This window comes from Pseudomonas sp. MPR-R2A5 (genome assembly GCF_058793055.1).
Genome location: NZ_JBXAFK010000037.1, coordinates 47,714 through 68,171, shown reverse-complemented (window position 1 = coordinate 68,171; position 20,458 = coordinate 47,714). Strand labels below are relative to the sequence as shown.

The window sequence follows — 20,458 nt, the reverse complement described above, 5'->3', positions numbered from 1 at the left end:
TCGGGTTAATGCACGTTTACGAGATTGACCCGCCTCTCAAGGACAAGGACGATCCGCTGCCGGTGTCGACTGCATCGCCTGGGGGATGGCTTGGTTCGGCGCCTGCAACTCGTAGACAAAGAACGGGCAACGCACGCCCATCTTGCCCTCGACATCACCGCCGTAGACCATGCCGACATAGGCCTCGTACTGCCTGCCCTTTTCAAAGGTGTACACCCGCGACAGCGCCGGGCATTTGCTGTAGGTGCTGCCGTAGCTGCCCACCCCCAATTCTTCGCGTACCAACAGGAACGGCTTGCCCGCCGGCACCCGGTACTCGGCCACGATCTCGGCATACACCCCTTCGGCCATGCGGGTCATCCCCAGGTACTCGGCCATCTTCGGCAGCACGCGCGGCGCCATGCCTAACCGAGGCGGTACCAGGGGTGACTGTGGGTAGTTGATGCTCGGCTTGTCACCGTCATAAAAACGTCCGGCCTTGGCCAAGCCTTGCTCATTGCCCACACACCCCACATAGCTGCCGCCACGCACTTCGCCGTTGGTGATCACGCGTAACCGGGCGGTGTCAGTACCGCTGGCAGGCTCGACATAGGCCACCCAGGGTTGACGATTACAAGCGCCCAACAGCAAAAGTGAACTGATCAAGGCGAGGGACTTCAGCGTCATAGACAGGTTTCCATACAGTCAACGGGATGCAGTAGACGGTAGATCTCAGAGATTGATCACGATCGTCTTGGCCAACATATCGCCCAAGCGACGGCGCAGGCCGAACAGTACAAAAAGACCGTCCAGCACTATGAACAGCATCTTCGGAAAATTGCGCAGGAACGACTGGAACAGCGTGCAGTTCGTGGGGTACGGGTAACCCACAACGGCCGTGCGGCACACCCGCTTGCCCAGGCTCTGGCCATTGGGCAAGGCATCGCAAAACAAGTAGTACCCGAAGGCTGAAAACAGCAGCACATAGTGGAGGCCATCAAACAATGCCGGGCCTCCTGCAGACCCCAGATAGAAATAGGCATAGTCGAGGTTTCTGTTCAAAAACAGCAGGAAAAGCACCACCGCCATATCGATGAAATAGCCGAGCAGGCGCTTGCCTGGGCTGGCGAGGTTCCAGGTGCCTGCGGTCGATACTGATTCGCTCATACAGTCATTTATCCAAAAGTCGAAGAGATGTCATTGAGGCCGGCACATGTTGTACGTGCCCCGTTCGCGTCCATACGCTGTGGCTTTAACGTCATGGTGTTTGTGGCTGTTCTGTGGAAAAAGTGACGAAAAAGGGGACGGATTTATTTAGGTTTGGCGCTGGTCGGTATTAAATAAATCTGTCCACTTTTCTCCATCACTAGGCCAACAAAATCGAATAATTACAAAAAATAAATAATACTTTAAAAGAGCAATTCTGCTGAACTCTAAAAAGCGCAAAACCGTGGTCTGACCCCTATTTTTCCGATTCCCCGTTCCATTTAGTCCAGAACTGTTTCGATCTCTTGTCTTAAAAAGCGCGGAGCCGACGTAGTTGCATAGCGTTGTGCTATTTCGAATGGGTCGACGATTTTAGTTTTAACACCTGGTTTTGAAAAGTCGCCGACCACGTATCTGGCAAAAGAGGGGGACGACTGGTCCTCATCAAGTAGCCAATAGCCACCAAACAGGGAGATCAGGTATTCGCCGATGTAGTAGCCAATACGGGTAACAAACCAAACCCGATCTTCCTCATTGATGTCAGCGCGTTGAAAACCACTGTCCAGCTGGAATAAAAACCTTTTTGGCTCAATCAATACTTCATGTGGCTGATCAAATCCGAGACTTTCACAAAACTTATGCAGTACCGGCAGACGCTCAGATCTGAATGCCGGGAATTCAGCAGCGCGTCGGGCCAGCAGCATATCGGGCGTTTCGCCAGTATTCGCCATTGTCTACCTCAAAAACTAATTATGAATAATTACATCAATCTTGTTCAGCTCCAGCAATCTCGAAAGATTTTCTGCCGGGGGCGCTTCTAAAAATATCCATCTGGGTTGATAACCCTTCACTGTATCTCGAAGATAAAGATCTTTCTCAATCTGCTCATAAATTGGTCGGGAGCAGAAATAGGGGTCAGACCACCAATATCCATTGGTGCACTAATCGTGGTATGTCCCCAATTCTTGGCGGATCAACGAACATTAAAAAACCAAAGAACGAGACCTAGAATAAAGCCAGCCCCAGCTATTTCCAGATAGAGCGTCATATACTCTTTTAGAAGCCCGACAACGTCTTCACCACCACTCAACCAATACCCGGAAACCTGAAAGAACACACACATAAACAACAGGCCGAACGCACAGGCACAAGGAAGATAGATGGCGATCCACCAAGACTCATTTCTTTTCATTGCCAACCGAAACCATTACGTGCGCCACGCAACCAAGAGAAATTCGCCCCGCTTATTTGGGGGCTTTATAAAAATGTGGTCTGACCCCGATTACCGCTTGATCAAGTTTGGTATATGAAAATTACATCTATCGAGTATCAGATAAAAAATCATAAAATTCTTTTTCTGTCACCTCAAACTCTGGCCCTTCGACCATTGCCATTAGTGACAACAACGCAATGTCTAAAGCTTTTGTGAGAGAAAGTTTTGGATCTTGGTAAATATCAAGTGCCTCTTTTGATATTTTAAAAATATCAAATCCATCAGCAACTACTCTTCCAAGTCTGTCAGCCACTATGTCTTCCATGCTCATTGCTGCCCCCGAGAAATAGGGGTCAGACCACCAATATACATTGGTGCACTAATCGTGGTCTGCCCCCTATTTCCCTCTGGTGATCGACACACAAGCGCCCCTTGATGTTCTCTTTGACGCCGCCGCGTATCGCATTCGTGCGGTGACTCAGTTTTTGGAGAACCTCGCATTTCGGGAGGATATCAGCAGTGATGCGATAGTGCTTCACGACTTTGCGCTGTTGCTGGCCATTCCGCTGAGAGATGGTTGTGATTTGCTCGATGTGATTGGGCGGAAGTTGAATTCACAAATTTCATAAGTAAAAATGGGCGGTTATTTTCATAACCGCCTTATTTAAAAATTTCAAATAGATAAAAATAAAAACTAATTTTTAAAGATCGTAATATTGCAAGCTCAATTCCATAGACACTCAAACAAACGTTATCTGACCTCGATTACCCGCTCTACCACCCATCACGCCCGGACATAAAAGATTTCACATAATCCCACCGTGTAACTATCCAGTACACAGCAAATATTGCTGACAAGGGAAATCCAATCCAGATGAACACCCAGTTCGAATCTGTGCGAAGCAGTATACCAATCACTATGGCGACCATCATGCCGAAAAACGTACTCACCCCACACACCACCGCCAACAATGAAACTATCAGCAGCAGGGTATTTATAAGTTTACTTGCTCGCATCGACCGCCTCATTGTAAAGGCTATTGCCTTTCGCGCCCACGGACAGAAAATATAGCAACATTGCACCACCATACGGCGCCTTTTTACCAAGAATAAATTGGTTATTATCAAACTTTCTGACCGTCACATCAAATATTGATTTTTTCTTGTTCAAACCATCAGCCACCCCCATCTTCAGAGGCACTTTTACAAACCCCGAACCAATTGACAACGCGAAATCTGCGGCACTATATATCACCGGCCCATATCCGCCAGGAATCTGATCAAAAGTCTGTTTAACATGATTATAACTGCCCTCTTCATTATTAACATGGTTATAAAGTGCTGAGGTGCCCTCCTCAATATTCCCCAATCCGAATACAATCATAGGCCCACCGAAAAAGCACCCGGCCACTGTGCCGCATAATGTGCCCCCCGAGTAAACACTTGCCCCTCCCGTGACAGTCTTGGCGGTGTTAGCTACCACAGGAATGACATCACGCGTTCCCGCATCAAAAACCGAGTCAGTGAGCGAATAGTTAAACAGACCTTTATCCCTTTGCGCATCTGCCCATTCAAGCTCATTACTCAGCCCGACCATATCGGCTTCACTCAAGTATGCATCGTGATACTCCTTAGTCCCTCGCTCCAGATGAGCCCAGCACTTGATGATGTAACACATGGCCTTCTCCAGGTTCGCTTCCGTGAAGTCACCTTTCTGCGCCTCAGCCTTGATCGCCGCCACCTCCGCCTCATGAGCTGCTCGATTATAGACGTCCACCGACATCGCGTTTCCTCCCGCGACAACAGCACCTGAGGTACCTCTCCCAGAGCCAACCACGGCCCCGGCGCCTGCCGCGATCAAGGCGGCCATTGCATCTTGATCCACACCCTTGATGCCATTTTTCCCCAACGCGTCGGCAATGGTCGGCATCAATGCAGCCGATGTTCCCGCACCCAGCGCACCACTCTGCACATTGCCACTGGACAACCCAATAGCCGCCCCCGCCAACGCGTGCAACATCACACGTGCCGCACCGCCTTCAGCCCAAGCCGCCCGGGTGGCCGCATCCGACTTCGGATCAGTAGCACTCGACTGGGCATAATCGCCAATCTTGTTGAAGATATCGCTGGAGGCCGTGTTGGCGACAATACCAACCGTCGTTCCTACAGGCGCGCCACCCAGCCCTGCGGCGATTAGTCCGGACGCGATATCGGCCATTAAGCGTTTGTCGCCACCGACCTGCCAGCGCTGGGCTTCCGTATAAGCGGCATTCGCTGCAAGCACCGTTCCAGCGGCATCCGGCGAACCGGTTTCGGTTTGGGTTTTGGCTTTATCGGCCAGTGCTTTCGCTTCATCCGCCTTCGCCTTGCCTACCGCACTGATCACCCCACTGGCCAACTGCGCCGAGCTTTGGATCAGATCAATACGCTCCTGCATGGCCTTTTCATCAGGCCGGTCAAGTTTCTGATTGGCATTGGCGGTGTCACGGTTCAGCCCCACCAGGTCATTGGCGCCTTCGGCATTGCGAACCACAATCGTGCCTTCGCTGACCGCGCTACGGGTGTAGCTATGGTCTTTCTCCTTGAGCGCTATCGGGATGCTGCCGCCCATCGACGCACCGCTGGTACTGCTGGAAGACACCGAAATACCGGCAGACTGACTTTTGATTTCGCTGACATTCTTGATATCGCTGACGATCAGGCGGTCAGTGCTTAGGCGGTTCTTATCAGCTGACGCCTCACTGGCAATCACCGCGCCTTGCAGGGTGGTGTTCTTGCCGACATTGATGTCGTAGCCGCCCGTGCCCGCATACAAACCGCTCTGGTCGGTCACGCCCTTGTAGTCGCTGTTCATATTCGCGGCGGCAAGGTTCGCCGAGCCCGCTACGGTAGAGCCGTAGCAGAACGGAGGGACGCAGATACTGGCGCCGAAGCCTGCGCTGCTCTGTTTGCTGCGCGACGACTCGGTGTCCTGTAGGGAGATGATATTAAGGTTGCCGCCAATATCTGCCTTGATACGGTCCGCACGAACCTGGGCGCCTTTGAGGGTGGTATCGCCACCGCTTTGTAACAACAGGCTGCCTGTATCGAGGGTGCTATTGACCTGAGTGACGGAGTTACCGTTGCCATTGTTCTTGGCACCCTGCGCTCCGAGGTCGAGGGTGAAGCCGTTTTGCTCGCCAATATTGAAGCTGGCGCCAATGGCGGTTTTATTTTTCGACCCTTCGTTTTTGCGGTCGGTGGTGTTTTGTGCGCTTTGCATCAGCACATCGTTTTTGGCTAACAACAAGGTGTTGGCGGCTTTCAAGCTGCTGCCGGTGATCTGGATATCACCTTGAGTACCCGCCGTAGCGCCCGTGGCAACGATCGACAAGTCTTGCCCTGCGTTGAGCGTGCTCTGCTTGGCGGTGACGCTGTTGAATTCGCTGCTGTTCTTGCTGCGGTTATTGGCCAGTTCGGTGCCGATTTTGATCAGCGAACCGTTGCCGGGCGTGCCGCCGGTTTTATTTTTGAAACCGGAGCTTTGCGCATTGGCGTCCGAAGCCTGGCCGTTCAGGTTGTAGGCGGCGAGGGCAGCCTGGGCGATTTTGACTGCCTTGAGTCGTGGGTCATCAGCGCTACGGGCCGCTTTGACGGCGTCGCGCATGCTGGTGGCGGTGTCCACTACCGAGCCCGCGATCACGCGCCCTACCGCCAAGCTCTTGGAACTGTCCTTACTGGTCTGACTGGCCGTCTCCATCCCCGAAGTAACGGTGACATCAGCCCCACTCAACTCCATGTTCTTGGTGCTCACCAGATCACTGGCCACCACCTTCAACTCACGCCCCGCCGTCAACGACACATTGCCCGCGCTCGAACCAATGGTACTGCCGGTCAAGGTCATTTCATTGGCGGTGCCGTTGTGCTTCGAGCTGTTGATGTACAGCTTCTGGTTGCCGGTCATGTCATCCAGACCGAGCTTGTTGCCGGTCAGCACGCCGGTGAGGTCGCGATTTTTTTCCTTGTGCATGTCGGTGCGGGCGAAGGTGTTTTGCGCCGCGTCGATGGTCAGGTCGCGGCCGGCCTGGACGGCGAGGTCGCCGGTGCTGACCAGCGACGAGCCGGTGACCGTGGCATCGCGTTTGGCGGCGACGGTGACGGTTTCGCCGGAGACCATGCTGCCCATGGCGGTGGTGCGTTTTTCGTCGACTTTGTCCTGGACTTTGCTCGACTTGAGGCCGCCCCAACTGCTTTTGCTTTCCTTGCGTTCGTGACGGGCGCTGTCGGCGTTGCTGACGGCGAGGATGTTCACGTCCTGGCCGGCCACCAGTTGCGTGGCGCCTTTTTCAGCAGTGACGGCACTGCCAGCCAGCAGCAGGTCCGCACCAGCGACGACGGTGTTGTTGGTCCCCGCGCTGACCAGGCTGCCGACGTTGTTCACGACGTCGGTTTCATCCAGGCGGAATTTTTTGCCCTGGGAGGTTTTCTTGGTCTTGCTGTAGAAGCTGTAGCCCTGGTCTTCAGCGCTGCGCAGGCTGAGGTTTTTGCCGGACACCAGGTACGCCTCGTTGCCGGCATTCACCTGGCTGGCGACCAGTTGCAGGTTCTGCCCGGCGCTCAGGGTGGCGTCGCCGCCGGCCTTGAGCACGCTGGACACTTGCTGGACGTGGTCCTCAATGCTTTTGACCTTCTTCGAACTCGACGCCGAATGCTGCTCGTTGGCAGCCGAGACGGCGTTGAAGTCGCGCGTGGCGATCAGGTTGAGATCGCGCTTGGCTTCGACCTGGCTGGCACCGATGCTGATGTCACGCCCGGCAACCACATGCAGGTCGCGCCCCGCATCGACCACGGAGCCTTGTTGGGCGATGGTCATGAAGTTCGAGCGGCTGCCGATGTTGCCGCTGTCCAGGGTTTTCGAGGCGGTGATGTTCACGTCGCCCACGGCCTTGACCGTGGTGTCGGCACCGCTCTTGAGCACGCCGCCGACGTTGTTGAAATTGCCCCCGGCTTGCAGGGTCAAATCGTTGGCCGATTCGATGCGCGCGGCGCTGTCGACGAAGTCGCTGCGCTCGGTGCGGTAGCTGCTGGCGCTTTCGTGGGTGGTGACGCTGCGCTCGTTGAGCAGGTCGGCGCCAGCCGCGAGGTTGACGTTGCCCGCGCTGATCACACCGCCAGCGCGGTTGCTCAGGTTGTTGCCGGCCAGCAGATCGAGACGGCCAGCGGCCTCCGTCAAGCCGCTGTTGGTGAGGTTGCCGCCGACGTTCGCCAGCAGGTTGCCGGTGGCACGCAAGGTGCCGGCGTTGTTGAGGTTGCTGCCGGTGATCAGGTTGACGTCCGTGCCGGAAATCAACGCGCCGTTGGGTGCCAGGCGGTTGCTGGCCTGGGCCAGGTACAACACCGGCACCAGCACTTGTTGGCCGGCGACGGTGGCGTTTTCCAGCCACACGATGTCGTGGGTCAGGGCGGCGACTTGTTCGGCGGTGAGGCTTACGCCCACCGACAGGTTAAGCGCGGTTTTGCTGCCGATGGCGTTGTCCATCAGGTGCTTGAACAGGTCGGCGTCGCTGGTCTGGCCGTCGATGAAACGCTGGCCGGTGCGGGCGAGTACGGCTTGCTGGATCAGGCGCTGTTCGTAGAAACCATCGCCCAGGCGCTTTTGCGCGGTGTCGGGGTCATAGCCGAGCTTGGTCAGCAGGTAGTCCGAGCCCAGGAACTGACGCATATCCGTGAGCAGCGGGTTGGTTTCGATCAGGTACTTATGCGGGTTGGCCGCGAACTGGCTGGTGGGCAGGCCTTTGGCGCCATCGCTGTCGTTGAGGTGGAACAGGCCGTTCTGGCCGGTGGGCAGGTCGAAGCCTGGCAGGCCCAGCGGGTTGACCTGTTGCTGGGCAACGTCCGGTGGCAGTTGCGGGTTGAGGCTGACCAGGGTCGAGTAGCCCGGCGCATGGGTGTTGGCGCCGCTGCCGACGTAGGTGTAGCCACCGCGCACGACACTGTTGTCGATGCCGGCCTGGGCCTTCACATCCACGCTGCCGCCGGCTTGGATCACGGCGGCGTAACTTTGGTCTGGCGCGCTTAACTGGGTTGTCTTGCGCAGGCCGGTCTGCTCGCTTTCCATCTTGCCGATGAACGCGGCCATCGCGGCTTCGACACCGCTCATGTCCCCGCCTGCGGCATAGCGTTGGGTGAACGCCGCGGCCTCGCGATACCAGCCTTCAGGGTTGCGCTCGCGCTCGGAGGTGAAGATGCGGTCGTACTGGGTGTCGTGGGTCACGACACCGACATTGGTGAGCTGGTTGACGATGGCCGTGAGGTTGCCACCGGCTGCGATGCTACTGCTGCTGTTGAGCAACTCGCCGCCAGTGAGCAGCATGTTGCCGCCCGAGGTGATGCTGGAGCCCGCCGTGGCGTCGCTGACGATGATGCGGTCACGCTGGGTAATCTGGAACGGCCGGTTTTGCTTGCCGCCGTCACAGTCACCGCCGGTCACCCCTTCGATGCAGGCGGCGGGCGTGATGGAGGCGCTGTAGATGCCGGATTCGGTGGTGAGCACAGTACGGATATTCTGGATCGTACTGGCTGCCAGGATCAGGTTGCGCTCACTCTCGATGGTCCCCGAGCTGTTGATGATGCTGGTGGCCAGGCCGCCCTGGCCATCACGGTCGACGCGCAGGCTGCCCATGGCATAGATCGCGGCACCGAGGTTTTTCAGGCGGTCGACCTTGAGGCTCATGTCGCCGCCGCTGAAGATCAGGCCGTGGTCGTTGAGCAGACTGCCCACCGAAAGATCCAGGCTGCCCTGGCTGGCGACGCTACCGCCCACGGTCCAGTCCTGGCCGCTGCCGACCAGCGCACGGGTGCCGAGCAATTTGCCGGTGGCGGTCTGGTTCAGGGTTCCGACATTGACGGTCAGGCGCCCGGCCTGGATCGCGGTGCTATTGGTCCAGTTGGCTTTATCGAGGGTCAGGTCGCCGTTGGTCACCAGGCTGCCGCCGACATCGTCAAGGCTGATGCCATTGAGGTCGAGTACACCGGTGCCCACATGCAACACCTTGCCGCCGGTGTTCTGGAAGCGGGTGGCGGCCAGGCTCAATTGGTCGTTGGCGGTCTCCAGGCTGCCGCTGTTGTTGAGCAGGCCGCCGATGGCGTAGCGGGTTTTGCCGCCGGTGCCCAAGGCACGCATTTGCCCACTGTTGTTCAGGCTGGCGGTCTGGACATCGAGGGCCGTGGCGCTTTCGATCAGGCCACGGTTGGTCAGTGCGCCATTGAGGCTGACGTCGACCCGGTTGCCGGCGATCTCGCCGCCGTTATCCACATTCATACCGGTCAGGTGCACGCGATCCCGAGCAAACAGCGCGCCGCTGCCGTTGTTGAAGTCAGTGGCGTCGATCCGCGCATCACCGGCTTTGGCGGCGATGCGGCCACCGTTGTTGTCGAGGGTACCGGCGGTGAGGGTCACGCCCGACTTTTCACTGTGGATCAGGCCGTTGCCGCTGTTTTGCAACAGGCCGCTGGTGGTCAGGGCCAGGCCATCGTTGGCGGCCAGGGTGCCGGTGTTACGGTTGTCGATGCTGTTGGCGAATACCGTCAGCAAGCCCTGGCTGGCGAGCTTGCCGCCCTGGTTATCGAGATGCGCGGCGCGCTGGATCAACAACGGCCCGACGCTTGCCAGCTTGCCGTTGCGGTTGATCAGGTCGCCGATCAGATCCAGGGTGATCGCCCCGCCAGCGGTCAGGCTGCCGGCGCTGTTATCCAGGGTATTGCCGTTCAGGGTGAACGCACCGGTGCTGTCGATGATGCCGCCCTGGCTGTTGTCCAGCAGGCCGCTGACGTTGAGGGTCTGTGCGCCGTCGCTGAGCAGGCGACCTTTGTTGCGGTTGTCGACGCTGGCGGCGGTGACGTTCAGCGCCTGTTTGGCGCTCAAGGTAGCGCCCTGGTTATCCAGGCTTTGCGCGGTGGCGGTGAGGCTGCGATTGGCGATGACCGTGCCGGTATTGGTGATGTGTTGCGCGTCGAGCGTGACGTCGCCGTTAGCATTGCGGGTGTTGTCGGCGTTGACCCCGGCTTCGATGATGCCGCTGTTGGTCAGTTGGCCGTTGCTGGCCAGGGTGATGCTGTCGCGCGCGGCGAGGGTCTTGCTGTTTTTCAGTGTGCCCTTGGTCTGTGCCTTGAGGGTGGTGCCCGCGTACACGGCGCCGGTGGTCTCCAGGCTCGCGGCCTTGATGTCCACCGCACCGCTGGCGGCGGCCTGGGCCATGCTCAGGTGGCCGTTGGCGTCGAGCTGAATATCGCCACCACTGGCGGCCAGCGTGCCATCGAGCTTCACGCCCACGCCGGCTTCGGTGCCCACCAGTTTGATCGCACCGGCATACATGCCGCCCAAGGCCGACGAGTCGATGGCCAACTCAGGCTTGGCGCTGCCGTCGTCGGCACGCGCGGTGGTTTTCAGGCTTTGCGCATCGACGTCATTGCGCCCGGCGATCACTGTCAGCTGGCGCGCGTTGATCTGCGCATTGATCTTGGCCGAGCGGGTGATGATTTCGAAGCGGTCGACATTGCTCGCGTTCAAGCCTTTGCCATCGATGGTCACGGCGCCGCCGTCGACCTGATAGCTTTTCAGTTGCCCGGCCTGATCGATCACCGGTTTGCCGGTGGTCAGGGTGACGTTAGGGGTGTTGATGAACCCGCAACCGTTGCAGCTGATGCCGTAGGGGTTGGCGACGATGACCTTGGCCGACTGGCCCGCCACTTCGGTGTAGCCGCGCAATTGGCTGGGGCTACCGCCTTTGACTTCGTTGAGGATGACATTCGCCGCGCCGCCCTTGAGGTTCGGGTTGCCGACGATGATCCCGCCCAGTTGCGTGTTTTGCAGCGGGCCGCTGGCGTTGTTGAGGATCACGCCGTTGGGGCCGACGTTGTAGTCCTTGAATTGGTTATGGGACAGGCCACTGCCATTGGGCGTGGCAATGTTCACCACCGGTACGCCGTTGCCCGCCTGGCCGAGCGTGGTGCCCGGGCCACTGACCACGATGCCGTCGGCCTGGGCCAGCAGCGGCTGCCAGAACAGCGCGTTGGCCAGGATCAGCGCCAGGCCGCGTTGGCTCAGGCTTTTCAGGGCAGAAACGGGGCGAACGTCCATATTCAAAATCTCAAGGTTGCGGGCATTGAATTACAGGTAGAAATCCAGGCGGAAATAGATCGGCGCTTCACGCTCGCTCATCACCGCCGGTCGTTCCAGGGAGTGGGCAAAGGTCACGCTGGTGCTGACGTTTTTGCCGCGGGCGAACAGCTCGAGGGAGTTGCTCGAAACGCGCCCATGGAGGTTGTCGTTGTAGCGATCATTGCGGATCACACCCTGGTCGTAGCCGACGCTGGCGCCGTACTCCAGGAACGCCGGGCGCATCCAGTCCCAAGTCACCGGGCGCGCCCAGCGCACGTCATTGCGCCAGTAACCGCCGCTGTCGCCGGTCAATTGCTGGTCCTTGAAACCGCGGACCGACGCCGACCCGCCGAGGCTGATGCGCTGCGGGCTGAACAGCACGTCTTCACTGCGCTGCCCGGTGGCCAGGCTGGAAAAACTGAACGACTCACCCCACAGCGTGAACGGCTGCAGGTAGCTGACGGTGGCGGTGTATTTGCGGTAGTTCGGCGTGGGCGTGAGGTTGCCCTCGCGATCGCGTTCCTGGTCGTTGCTTTGCGCATCGAACGCGCCGATGCCGTTTTGCATGCCCAGGTCCACGTTGACGAAGGCACTGCCGATACGGCGCCCGTGGTTGATCCCCACCTGGAATTCGCTGAGGCGGTTGCTGCTGGTGTCCAGTCGCGCATCGAGCAGGTAGTTGTTGGTGCGCAAATGGGCAAGGCCGACGTTGACCGACGTCTTGCTCACGTCGTCACGATGGATCACGCGCTCGGCCCGCAGTTGGTGGTTCTGGCTGTCGCCGTACTGCTTGAGCTTGTAGCCATCGAGGTCGGCCAGGGTACGGTAGTCGCTCTCGCTGTAGGTGTAACTGAAGTTCCACCAGCCCCACGGCACGTTGTAGTAGAGCATGCTGTTTTTCGAGGTTTTCTGGTGGTCGCTGAGGGCATCGTGGCCGCCGCGCAGGATCAGTTGATCGGCCAGGCCCAGCGGGCTGTCCCATTCCAGGCCGGCGCCCCACTGCTGTTCGCCGGTGCTTTTCTGGCCGTCGTTGTTGCGCGACAGGCTGGCGCGCCAGGGCTTTTGCGGCTGGTTCTTGACCAGCACTTCGCTGCCACCGATCTGGGTGCCGGGGGTCAGTTCCATTTGCGCCTGCTTGGACGGCAAGCGGCTCAACTGGTCGACCAGTTGTTCGACTTCACGCAGGTTGAGCGACTCGCCGACCTTGCCCGGAAACGCCATGGCCAGCTCGCGGTCGGTGACCGTGCTGCCTTCGGCGCCCTTCAAGCCTTCGAGTTTGCCTTCCACCACCAGTACTTGGAGGTGGCCGCTGGAAAGGTCCTGTTGTGGCAGGTAGGCGCGGCTGGTGACGCGGCCTTTGCCGATGTAGTCATCGGTGATGGCCTTGAGCAGTTCATTGAGCTGCGCGACGCCCAGGCACTGGCCGATATAGGGCTTGAGCAGGCGCGCGCGATCGGCGGCTGACAGGCTGTCGGCGCCTTTGAGTTCGATGGTTTTGATCGGGAAGCAACGCGTGTCCGCGGGCGTGGCCGGGGCCTGGGGCCGGGTGCCCTTACCCGGCAGATCCTGCAGCTCTTCGAGGCGGCGGCGCTGCTCTTCGAGAAGACGGCTTTGCCGGTCACGGATCAGGTCCTGATCCCCGGGCGTGGGGGCGGCAGTGGCACTGTTCAGGCTCAAGTAAGTGAGCAGGAAAGTACACAGCAATAACCGAGTCCGTGGCAATAACAGAGACATGTTCGATCCGTCGAAAATCAAGGGGCCGCAAACTAACATCGAGCGTCGACTGATCCAAGAAACTGGCTTAGTCGAATGCTTTGGCTAATTAATCCTGCAAGCGCTTGATTACTAACAATAAAAAATTATCAAAAAGATGAGCGATCTATCGTCGGAACTATTATTCCGACAAACGGCAACTCTTTTGATAGTTATTCGAGCACAACTTAATAACGGCCACTAATTGGCCATCAAGTTGGCGTCGAGTTAGGTTAGTACCGGAAAAGATCGAAAAGTTCGCGGGGGTTTTGTGAATTGGATCCCATTTGTCGGGATCCGCAGGGTGAGACACCCGTGTGGGAGTGGGCAAGCCCTAATGCCGTTCAGTTAAGCGTACATCGCCTTTTGTAGGAGCGAGCTTGCTCGCGAAAAACGTCAACGATAACGCGTGTCTCCTGAATGAACGCGGCGCCTGTGAGTTTTTCGCGAGCAAGCTCGCTCCTACAAAAAAGCCTTAACTGAACGGCATTAGGGCAAGCCCGCTCGCCACAGTTACAGTGTTGCTCCCCCCTTGGATCGGGTTGACAACACTAGCCGGCGTCTTTGTTCTGGTCCTTGCCCGGCACCAGGGTCAACCCTGGTTTTTCCACGTCGCGGGAGACATGGGATTTCACTTCTTCCACGCCGCCGTCCTCGTCGTTGTGGATAACCAGCACACCCGGCCTGCGCAATTGCTCCAAGTCGCCCTCCCCCAGCTTGAAGCTTTCACTGAGGTTTTTATCACTGAGCGCATTGGCCTCGGCACGGCGCTGGGCGAACTTGCGCCCCTTGCGTTGCTGGTAACGCGCCCAGCTGATCAGGATCACCGCGTTGAACAACGCGATCCATAGGTAGATCTGCAGGGTATTGAGCGCCGCGAAGATCGGCGCCTCGATACGCGGGCCGCCATGGGTCTCCAGCATCGATGTGATCCCGCGCGCCAGCAGCCAGATCAGCCCGGCCCAGGCCAGCAGGGTCAACAGCACATCGATGACCCACATCACCGGGTGTTGACGAGTTCGCACCAGTTTCATGATTACGCGTCCTCATTGGCAGGTTTGATACCGCGATCCGGGCTGACCCAGCGCGCACGCTTCTGGTGCTGGTTGAACAGCACCTTGGGAAAGCTGACCAGCGTGGTGAACAGGCTGACCAGCCAGAACACCATCGGGTACCACACGGTCCAGAACAGGGTTTTCCACAGGTCCTTTTCGTAGCGCCGGTCAATCATGATGCTCACCGCAAACTGCACCAGGCACACCATCGCCAGGACCAGGCCGGTAAACGCCGGGGGCACCAGGGATTCCACCGCGATCGCCGGGGGCAGCACGATGAATTTACCCACGACCCAGAAGACCACCGAGAGCAGGAAGGTGAAGGCCCAGCCAGTGGACAGGCAGTATTCGAACAACAGCGGCCACAGGTAGCGATGCCGCCACTGCCAGATGCCCCGGATGTTCTTGAACAGCACTTCGGCGCCGCCCTGGGCCCAGCGCAGACGCTGTTTCCACAGGCCACCGACGGTTTCGGGCATGAGGATCCAGCACAGTGCGCGCGGCTCGTAGAAGATGCTCCAGTGATCGAGTTGCAGCTTCCAACTGACATCGATGTCCTCGGTGATCATGTCGGTGCTCCAGTAGTCGATGCGGTCCAGGGCTTTTTTGCGAAACGCCACCACCACGCCGGACACCGTGAAGATCCGCCCGAACACCCGTTGCGTACGCTTGATCAAGCCGATGATCGAGGAGAACTCGCCGACCTGCACGCGGCCGATCAAGGTCGAGCGCGTGCGGATACGCGGGTTGCCGGTCACCGCCCCCAGGCGCGGGTTGTCGAGCATCGGCGCGACCATATAGGCCGCCGCATTTTTATCGAGCAGCGCGTCGCCGTCGATGCACACCAGGTACTCGCTGCGCGCGGCCACCGCGCCCATGCGCAGGGCCACGGCCTTGCCTTGGTTCTGCGCCAGGTGCAGCACTCGCAGGCGGGGGTGCTCCAGCGCCAGGGCGTCAAGCACCGCGGCGGTGTTGTCCTTGGAGCCGTCGTTGACGGCGATCACTTCGATGTTCGGGTACAACTGGCCCAGCGCCGCATGGATGGTTTCGGCGGCGTTGTCGCCTTCGTTGTAGCAAGGAATGATGATCGAGATCAGCGGGTTGCCGGCCAGGGTCGGCGCCGGTGTGTCTTCTTCCCACGGCCAGTGGCGCTCCCAGTGCAGCCAGAAATACAAGCCGCCGGCGATCCACAGCGCCGACATGAACAGCGGGTAGAAAAATACGAAGTCCATCAGGAACTGCCCGGTGACCAGGAAGATCAGGCCCAGGGGCACACCCAACACCAGTGCCAGTACGAATAACGCCAGGATTCTGTCGAACATGGTCAAGGGTTCCATTGGTTGGAAAGGGCCGGACGCACGGTGTTCAGGTCCGGGGAGTTCTCCAGGAAGTTGTCCGGGTAGTAACCAAAACTCGTGACCCCCTGGCGTTTGAGCACACCCATCCATTCAGCCATCTGCGCCCCGTCGATATCGGGAGCAGCCTTGGTGCGCCAGTCTTTGGCTTGCAGTTCGAACACGGTACGCTCCAGTGCTCCGGGGCGCGCCTTGACCGTGGCGACCAGTTTTTCCAGCCAGGCGTTGGAGTTCTTCAGCGTCTGGCCTTCCATCAGTGGCATGGCCATGGGCGCGGTCCAGTCGTAGGTCTGGAGGAAATCATCCAGGTTCTGCGCGAACCAGGCTTCGCTGCCGGGGTTGAGCATCGGCTCGGCGAAGATATTGCGCGCGGTCAGTACCTGCGGCCCACCGACGGCGCGGACCTTGGCGGTCAGTTCGTTGGTGAAGTCGATCAGGTAGCGGCTCTTGAAGCGCGTCCAGCGTTGCATCACCGCCGGGTCGGCCCGCAGCGCGGCGATGGTGCCGGGCAGGCCATTGGCGGCATAGGCCTTGAGCGCGGCGGGGCTGGCGTCTTCGAAGTCCGACAGCACCGCGTCGTCGTGGTACAGCACGCCGTCGATGGCATTGTTGCGCGCCAGGTCTTCATAGAGCTCACCAATGATCTTGCGCACCTGCGGGTCGAACGGCGACAGGCGCTGGTATTGATCCGGGTCTGTGCCCACCTTGCCGGTTTCCGGGTCCCAGCGCGTTACGCGAGGCAGCTTGGGATCGAGGGCAAAACTCAACACCGGCATCCACGCATACACGGCGGCATGGGCACGGGTGTGCAACTGCCAGGAGACGCGGTTGAACAGGTCGGCGCGCACCGGCAAGTGACGGTTGGGGAAATACAGCTCGTGCACCAGGCCATCACCCTTGGGGTCGGCGAAGGCTTGCAGGAACACCGTCCCCGCGCCCATGTCCACTACACGCTGCACCAACTGGTCGAGGTTGCGCGCCTGTTGGGCCGGGTCCGGGTCGTAGACGTTGTCCAGGTCCACATGCAGCACCCGCAGCGGCGCAGGGGCCTGTACCGCGACGATGCTGTTGGCGAAATGTTCGCCGTCCGGGTCGGAGGCCACCAGGAAGCGCGGGCTGTTCATCAGCTTGCCGAGGTCGTCGAGGCCATCGTCCAGGGTCAGCGCCATCTGGTAACCCTGCTCGCCAACGACCGCCAGCGAGGTGCCCTTGGCCGCACCATACGGCCATACCCATACCCGTGGTTTCTTGCCGGTCACGGTCTGGATCTTGTTGGAGATCGCCACCACATCCGCCCGCATCCGCGCCTCGAACTGCGCTGGGGTTTCATAGCGGCCCGTAGCCGGGTCATAGCGTAGCGAGGTCGCCGCCGGTTCCAGGTTGCCCTGGGGGTTGGCCAGGATCCCGGTGTGACTGGCATCGGTATGCGCGGCGATTTCCACCAGGCCCGATTGCGACACTTCGCGGATCTGCTGCCAGGTGAGGAACTCGCCCCGTGGGCGTGGTGAGCCGGCGAAGTCCACCGGCTTGTTCATCGGTGTGTCGATCCAATAACCCACCGGCGCCAGCAAGGCCGGCCAGCGATAGGCGCGCAGGATCGGCATCACGCGGGTGTAGAAGCTGGAATAGCCGTCATCGAAACTGAGCATGATGGCTTTGGGCGGCAACGGTGTTCCACCACGGCGGGCAGTCAGGATCTGGTCGACGCTGACCGCCTGGTAGCCGTTCTCGCGCAGCCAGGCCAACTGTTCGATCAAACGCTCGGTGCGCACCGCTACCACCGCCTGGTCGGGGTCGCGATCCTCGACGTCGTGGTAGGCGATGCCCAGGAAATGGTTTTTCGGCCACGGCGCTTCATTGGCCGGGGTCGGCCGCTCGGCGGGTGGAGTGAATGGCGCGGGTTGCTGGGCGCAGGCACTGGCCAGCAATACACCCAGGACCAACAAGCAACGGCTGAGGACGGTCATGGTCAGGCTCTTCTAGAAACGGTAAGTGAGGTCGACGAGCAGGCGCAGATCGCGTTCGCGCTCACCGTCGTAAGGGCGGCTGATCAGGCTCAGGTTGGCGCCGGCTTCCAGGACATCGTTCCAGCGAAAGCGTTGGCCATAGCCCACCAGACCGATGCCACCGGTGGAATAATCCCGCTGGCTATACGTACCCGCACCGACCTGGAACTGCTGACTCCACTGGGTCTCGTAGCGGTGATAGAGCACATGGTTGATGTTGAGGACGGGCAACACGGTGAAATCCGACTTCGGGTTGAAGTACACCGTGTCTTCCTTGCTGTTGCGGCTGGCGCCGACTTCCAGGCCCAGGTCCACTTGCACTTTTGGCGAGCTGTAGAGGCCTTCGCGGCCGCTGAGCAAGGCTTCGACCCGGTCGTTGCCGTCGCTGAAATGGGACGGGCTGAGGGTCAGTTTCCATTCGCGGCTTTCGTTGGCGCGCCAGCGGATAAACCCGCTGCCGCCATTGGCCGTGACCCCGTCATTCAATGCGCGCAACGGCGTGGTGCTCAGCAGGTAGCCGAGGCTGCCGCCGTATTGCCAATTGTCGTTGATGTCGCGGGCAATCGAGATCGCGGCGCCTTGTTTGGAACCATCGCCGTAGGAATGGTTGGAGACCTCGGCTTCGATGGTCATGTCACGGGTACGCCGCTCTACCCCCACGCGCTGCCAACGGTGCTGGCCAGTGCCTTCGCTGAAGTCGGCGGTGGCATAGCCGGCGCCGGCGAACAGGCGCCAGTCTTCGTCGATGGGCGGGGTGTAGATCACACTTTCAATGCCCCAGTCACGGCTGCCGGACACCGCGCCGGCGTCTTGGTTGTTGCCGCCGCCGTAGCTTTTCCCGGTGTACGCCTCGACCCGCAGCTCAGCCATGTCGTGCACGTCCCGCAGGCGGCTGAGGCGTTGCACCTGGCGACTGTCCGGGTTGCGGGCCAGCACGTCATCGGTCAGCACATCCATCTGCCGCCACTCTTGCAGGTCCATGGCGGTATAGGCCTGGGACACTTCCAGGCTGATATCTCGTGGCGCCTGGGACTCGGTTTCCTTGAGGGCACTCTCGGACCGGCGCGGCCAATCCCGGGCCCGGTACATATTGGCTTGGGCCAGTTGAAGGCTGACGTTGCCCGGGGCTTTTCGCACCAGCGCTTCAAGGCCGGCTTCGCTGCCAGGCAGGTCATTGCTGTAGGTGCCCGCCTGGGCCGCCAGTTGCTGCGCGTCCATCCAGCTGTCGTTGGGGTTGCCGATGGGCAAGCCCTTGAGTTCTTCACGGGGGTTCTCGCTCTTGGCCAGATTGTCGGCGACTTCACGCGCATCCAGCGCTCTGTCGCTTTCCACCAGGGCATAGAACAGCGCCGTACTGTCTTCAACGCGGTCGGCCGGGTCAGCATCCGGCGCGGCCAGCGCCTGGCGATACAGCGGCTCGGCCTTTTCCGGCTCGCGCTGGTCAAGGTAAGAGGCGGCCACCCAACGCACGGCGTAGGTCGGCAATTGCACGCCTTCGCCTTTAAGGGTTTCGTATTCGCGAATCGCCTCGGCGGTGCGTGCCCGCGCCTTGAGTGCGCCCAGGCGGTCGATGCGCCAGCGCACCACGTCGTCGTGGGCAGTGGGGTCAGGGGTCCAGCGTGTGAGTAGCTTGTCGTAATCCTGGAGCGCACGGTCTGCGATGACGTAGCGCTCTTGTTCGGAGCGAGTGGCGAACTCGGCCATGCGCACGCGTTCAGCGGCAAGGTCGCCCTCCAGGCGACGCTGGGTTACCGCGTCGAGCAGGCCGGGGCGTTGGGCCGACAGGCGTAAGGCGGGTTCAGGCAGACGGGCCTTTTGCAGGGCGACGATGTACTCGCGGGCGACGTCAGGTTTGTCGCTGGCGCGGATAAAAGCCTGGTCGAACTCAAACAACGCGTCGTAATTCAGCCCCGCGCGAGCCAACGCGTAACCCAGGGCCATGCGTCGGGTGGGGTCGTCGGGTTTGGCGGCCACCAGCGCGCGAATGCGTTGCACGGCCTCACTGGCTTGGCCGCCGTCGGCCTGGGTCAGGGCCAGGCCCAGTTGCAGGTCGATATTGTTCGGTTCACGCAGCAGCGCTTGGCGATACACCGCTTCGGCCTGTGCCCACTGCCGCTGGTTGCGATAAGTGCGGGCGACGGTGGCCAATGCCTGGGTGGTCAGGTTGCGATGTTGCCCCTGAGCCTCATACACCTGCAGCACTTCGGCGTCCTGGCCGGCCCAACCGGCGATCACCAGGTGGTCGCTGACCTGGCCCGGCGTCTGGCGCTCGGAGGACAATTGACGCAGTTGGGTGAGGGCGGGGCTGAAGTTGCCGTTGCGCGCCTGGATGATCAGGGCGTCATAGGCCGGATCGGCCATGGCGAGGGTGGGCATCAGCAATTGGCTGCACAAGGCGACCCCGATGAGCAGTCGCAACCGGCCTGATGCACTGAGAGGGAGGTTTCGCAACATATCGTGAGCTTCCTTACACACGGAAAGCTTTAACGATAGGTGGTCCTGAGCGATTTGCTTCAGGTTGTCGGCGTCTTATGACCCGGCCTAGCTTTCCTGTCGCAACTATCGCCGAGGTGCGTACGAAAAAGGTCAATTCAGAACAATTGTTCAGAATTGCCATGCCCGGCGTAAATGTGAATGTGGGAGCGGACTTACCTGCGAAAAGGAGGTATCAACCGGCATCTACGCCGGCTGCTTGACTCCCTGCCGCGGGCACTCCCGCTCCCACACTGTTTATTTCAGGCTGGTGTAAAAAA

The 20,458-nt window shown here is 59.7% G+C and carries 12 protein-coding genes; 1 reads left to right on the top strand and 11 read right to left on the bottom strand.

The annotated features are described in order from the left end of the window. Nucleotides 1-36: 36 nt before the first annotated feature. The 5 genes from AC1Q6I_RS23910 to AC1Q6I_RS23890 all read right to left on the bottom strand — a co-directional run bounded on the left by AC1Q6I_RS23910 (nt 37) and on the right by AC1Q6I_RS23890 (nt 2,729). Complete coding sequence (locus AC1Q6I_RS23910) at nt 37-666, bottom strand: amidase (protein ID WP_102625236.1); 630 nt, start codon at nt 664-666, stop codon at nt 37-39. A 45-nt stretch (nt 667-711) separates the two neighbouring features. Next, a complete protein-coding gene (locus AC1Q6I_RS23905; protein ID WP_069074983.1) occupies nt 712-1,146 on the bottom strand; it encodes an RDD family protein in 435 nt (144 codons plus the stop codon). A gap of 320 nt (nt 1,147-1,466) precedes the next feature. Further along, nucleotides 1,467-1,916, bottom strand: coding sequence for a hypothetical protein (locus tag AC1Q6I_RS23900; RefSeq protein ID WP_102625237.1), 450 nt, complete (start codon nt 1,914-1,916; stop codon nt 1,467-1,469). Nucleotides 1,917-2,158: 242 nt separating this feature from the next. Then, complete coding sequence (locus tag AC1Q6I_RS23895) at nt 2,159-2,377, bottom strand: hypothetical protein (protein ID WP_143036975.1); 219 nt, start codon at nt 2,375-2,377, stop codon at nt 2,159-2,161. A gap of 127 nt (nt 2,378-2,504) precedes the next feature. Then, nucleotides 2,505-2,729 (bottom strand): hypothetical protein, encoded by a 225-nt coding sequence (locus AC1Q6I_RS23890; RefSeq protein WP_024072701.1) that lies wholly within the window; start codon nt 2,727-2,729, stop codon nt 2,505-2,507. A 76-nt stretch (nt 2,730-2,805) separates the two neighbouring features. Between AC1Q6I_RS23890 and AC1Q6I_RS23885 the strand changes: the two genes are divergently transcribed. Beyond that, complete coding sequence (locus tag AC1Q6I_RS23885; protein WP_102625238.1) at nt 2,806-3,027, top strand: hypothetical protein; 222 nt, start codon at nt 2,806-2,808, stop codon at nt 3,025-3,027. Between the two features lie 374 nt (nt 3,028-3,401). Here the strand turns inward: AC1Q6I_RS23885 and AC1Q6I_RS23880 are convergent, their stop codons facing one another. The 6 genes from AC1Q6I_RS23880 to pgaA all read right to left on the bottom strand — a co-directional run bounded on the left by AC1Q6I_RS23880 (nt 3,402) and on the right by pgaA (nt 20,159). Further along, a complete protein-coding gene (locus AC1Q6I_RS23880; protein ID WP_256581307.1) occupies nt 3,402-11,516 on the bottom strand; it encodes a two-partner secretion domain-containing protein in 8,115 nt (2,704 codons plus the stop codon). A 30-nt stretch (nt 11,517-11,546) separates the two neighbouring features. Further along, nucleotides 11,547-13,271 (bottom strand): ShlB/FhaC/HecB family hemolysin secretion/activation protein, encoded by a 1,725-nt coding sequence (locus tag AC1Q6I_RS23875; RefSeq protein WP_102625239.1) that lies wholly within the window; start codon nt 13,269-13,271, stop codon nt 11,547-11,549. A gap of 569 nt (nt 13,272-13,840) precedes the next feature. Then, on the bottom strand, nt 13,841-14,323 hold the full coding sequence (gene pgaD, locus AC1Q6I_RS23870) for a poly-beta-1,6-N-acetyl-D-glucosamine biosynthesis protein PgaD (protein ID WP_102625407.1): 483 nt from the start codon (nt 14,321-14,323) through the stop codon (nt 13,841-13,843). A gap of 2 nt (nt 14,324-14,325) precedes the next feature. Further along, the gene (pgaC, locus tag AC1Q6I_RS23865; protein ID WP_069074961.1) at nt 14,326-15,666 is read right to left on the bottom strand and encodes a poly-beta-1,6-N-acetyl-D-glucosamine synthase; all 1,341 of its coding nucleotides are present in this window, start codon (nt 15,664-15,666) and stop codon (nt 14,326-14,328) included. A gap of 2 nt (nt 15,667-15,668) precedes the next feature. Continuing rightward, nucleotides 15,669-17,666 carry a poly-beta-1,6-N-acetyl-D-glucosamine N-deacetylase PgaB gene (gene pgaB / locus AC1Q6I_RS23860; RefSeq protein WP_024072695.1) on the bottom strand — a complete coding sequence of 666 codons (1,998 nt, stop codon included), beginning with the start codon at nt 17,664-17,666 and terminating at the stop codon, nt 15,669-15,671. 12 nt (nt 17,667-17,678) lie between these two features. Next, nucleotides 17,679-20,159, bottom strand: a complete 2,481-nt coding sequence (pgaA, locus tag AC1Q6I_RS23855; protein ID WP_102625408.1) for a poly-beta-1,6 N-acetyl-D-glucosamine export porin PgaA — start codon at nt 20,157-20,159, stop codon at nt 17,679-17,681. Nucleotides 20,160-20,458 lie beyond the last annotated feature (299 nt).

Excerpts from the sequence above, each read along its gene's own strand:
- AC1Q6I_RS23910 (WP_102625236.1), bottom strand. The coding sequence starts at position 666 with ATGACGCTGAAGTCCCTCGCCTTGATCAGTTCACTTTTGCTGTTGGGC.
- AC1Q6I_RS23905 (WP_069074983.1), bottom strand. The coding sequence starts at position 1,146 with ATGAGCGAATCAGTATCGACCGCAGGCACCTGGAACCTCGCCAGCCCA.
- AC1Q6I_RS23900 (WP_102625237.1), bottom strand. The coding sequence starts at position 1,916 with ATGGCGAATACTGGCGAAACGCCCGATATGCTGCTGGCCCGACGCGCT.
- AC1Q6I_RS23895 (WP_143036975.1), bottom strand. The coding sequence starts at position 2,377 with ATGAAAAGAAATGAGTCTTGGTGGATCGCCATCTATCTTCCTTGTGCC.
- AC1Q6I_RS23890 (WP_024072701.1), bottom strand. The coding sequence starts at position 2,729 with ATGAGCATGGAAGACATAGTGGCTGACAGACTTGGAAGAGTAGTTGCT.
- AC1Q6I_RS23880 (WP_256581307.1), bottom strand. The coding sequence starts at position 11,516 with ATGGACGTTCGCCCCGTTTCTGCCCTGAAAAGCCTGAGCCAACGCGGC.
- AC1Q6I_RS23875 (WP_102625239.1), bottom strand. The coding sequence starts at position 13,271 with ATGTCTCTGTTATTGCCACGGACTCGGTTATTGCTGTGTACTTTCCTG.
- pgaD (WP_102625407.1), bottom strand. The coding sequence starts at position 14,323 with ATGAAACTGGTGCGAACTCGTCAACACCCGGTGATGTGGGTCATCGAT.
- pgaC (WP_069074961.1), bottom strand. The coding sequence starts at position 15,666 with ATGTTCGACAGAATCCTGGCGTTATTCGTACTGGCACTGGTGTTGGGT.
- pgaB (WP_024072695.1), bottom strand. The coding sequence starts at position 17,666 with ATGACCGTCCTCAGCCGTTGCTTGTTGGTCCTGGGTGTATTGCTGGCC.
- pgaA (WP_102625408.1), bottom strand. The coding sequence starts at position 20,159 with ATGTTGCGAAACCTCCCTCTCAGTGCATCAGGCCGGTTGCGACTGCTC.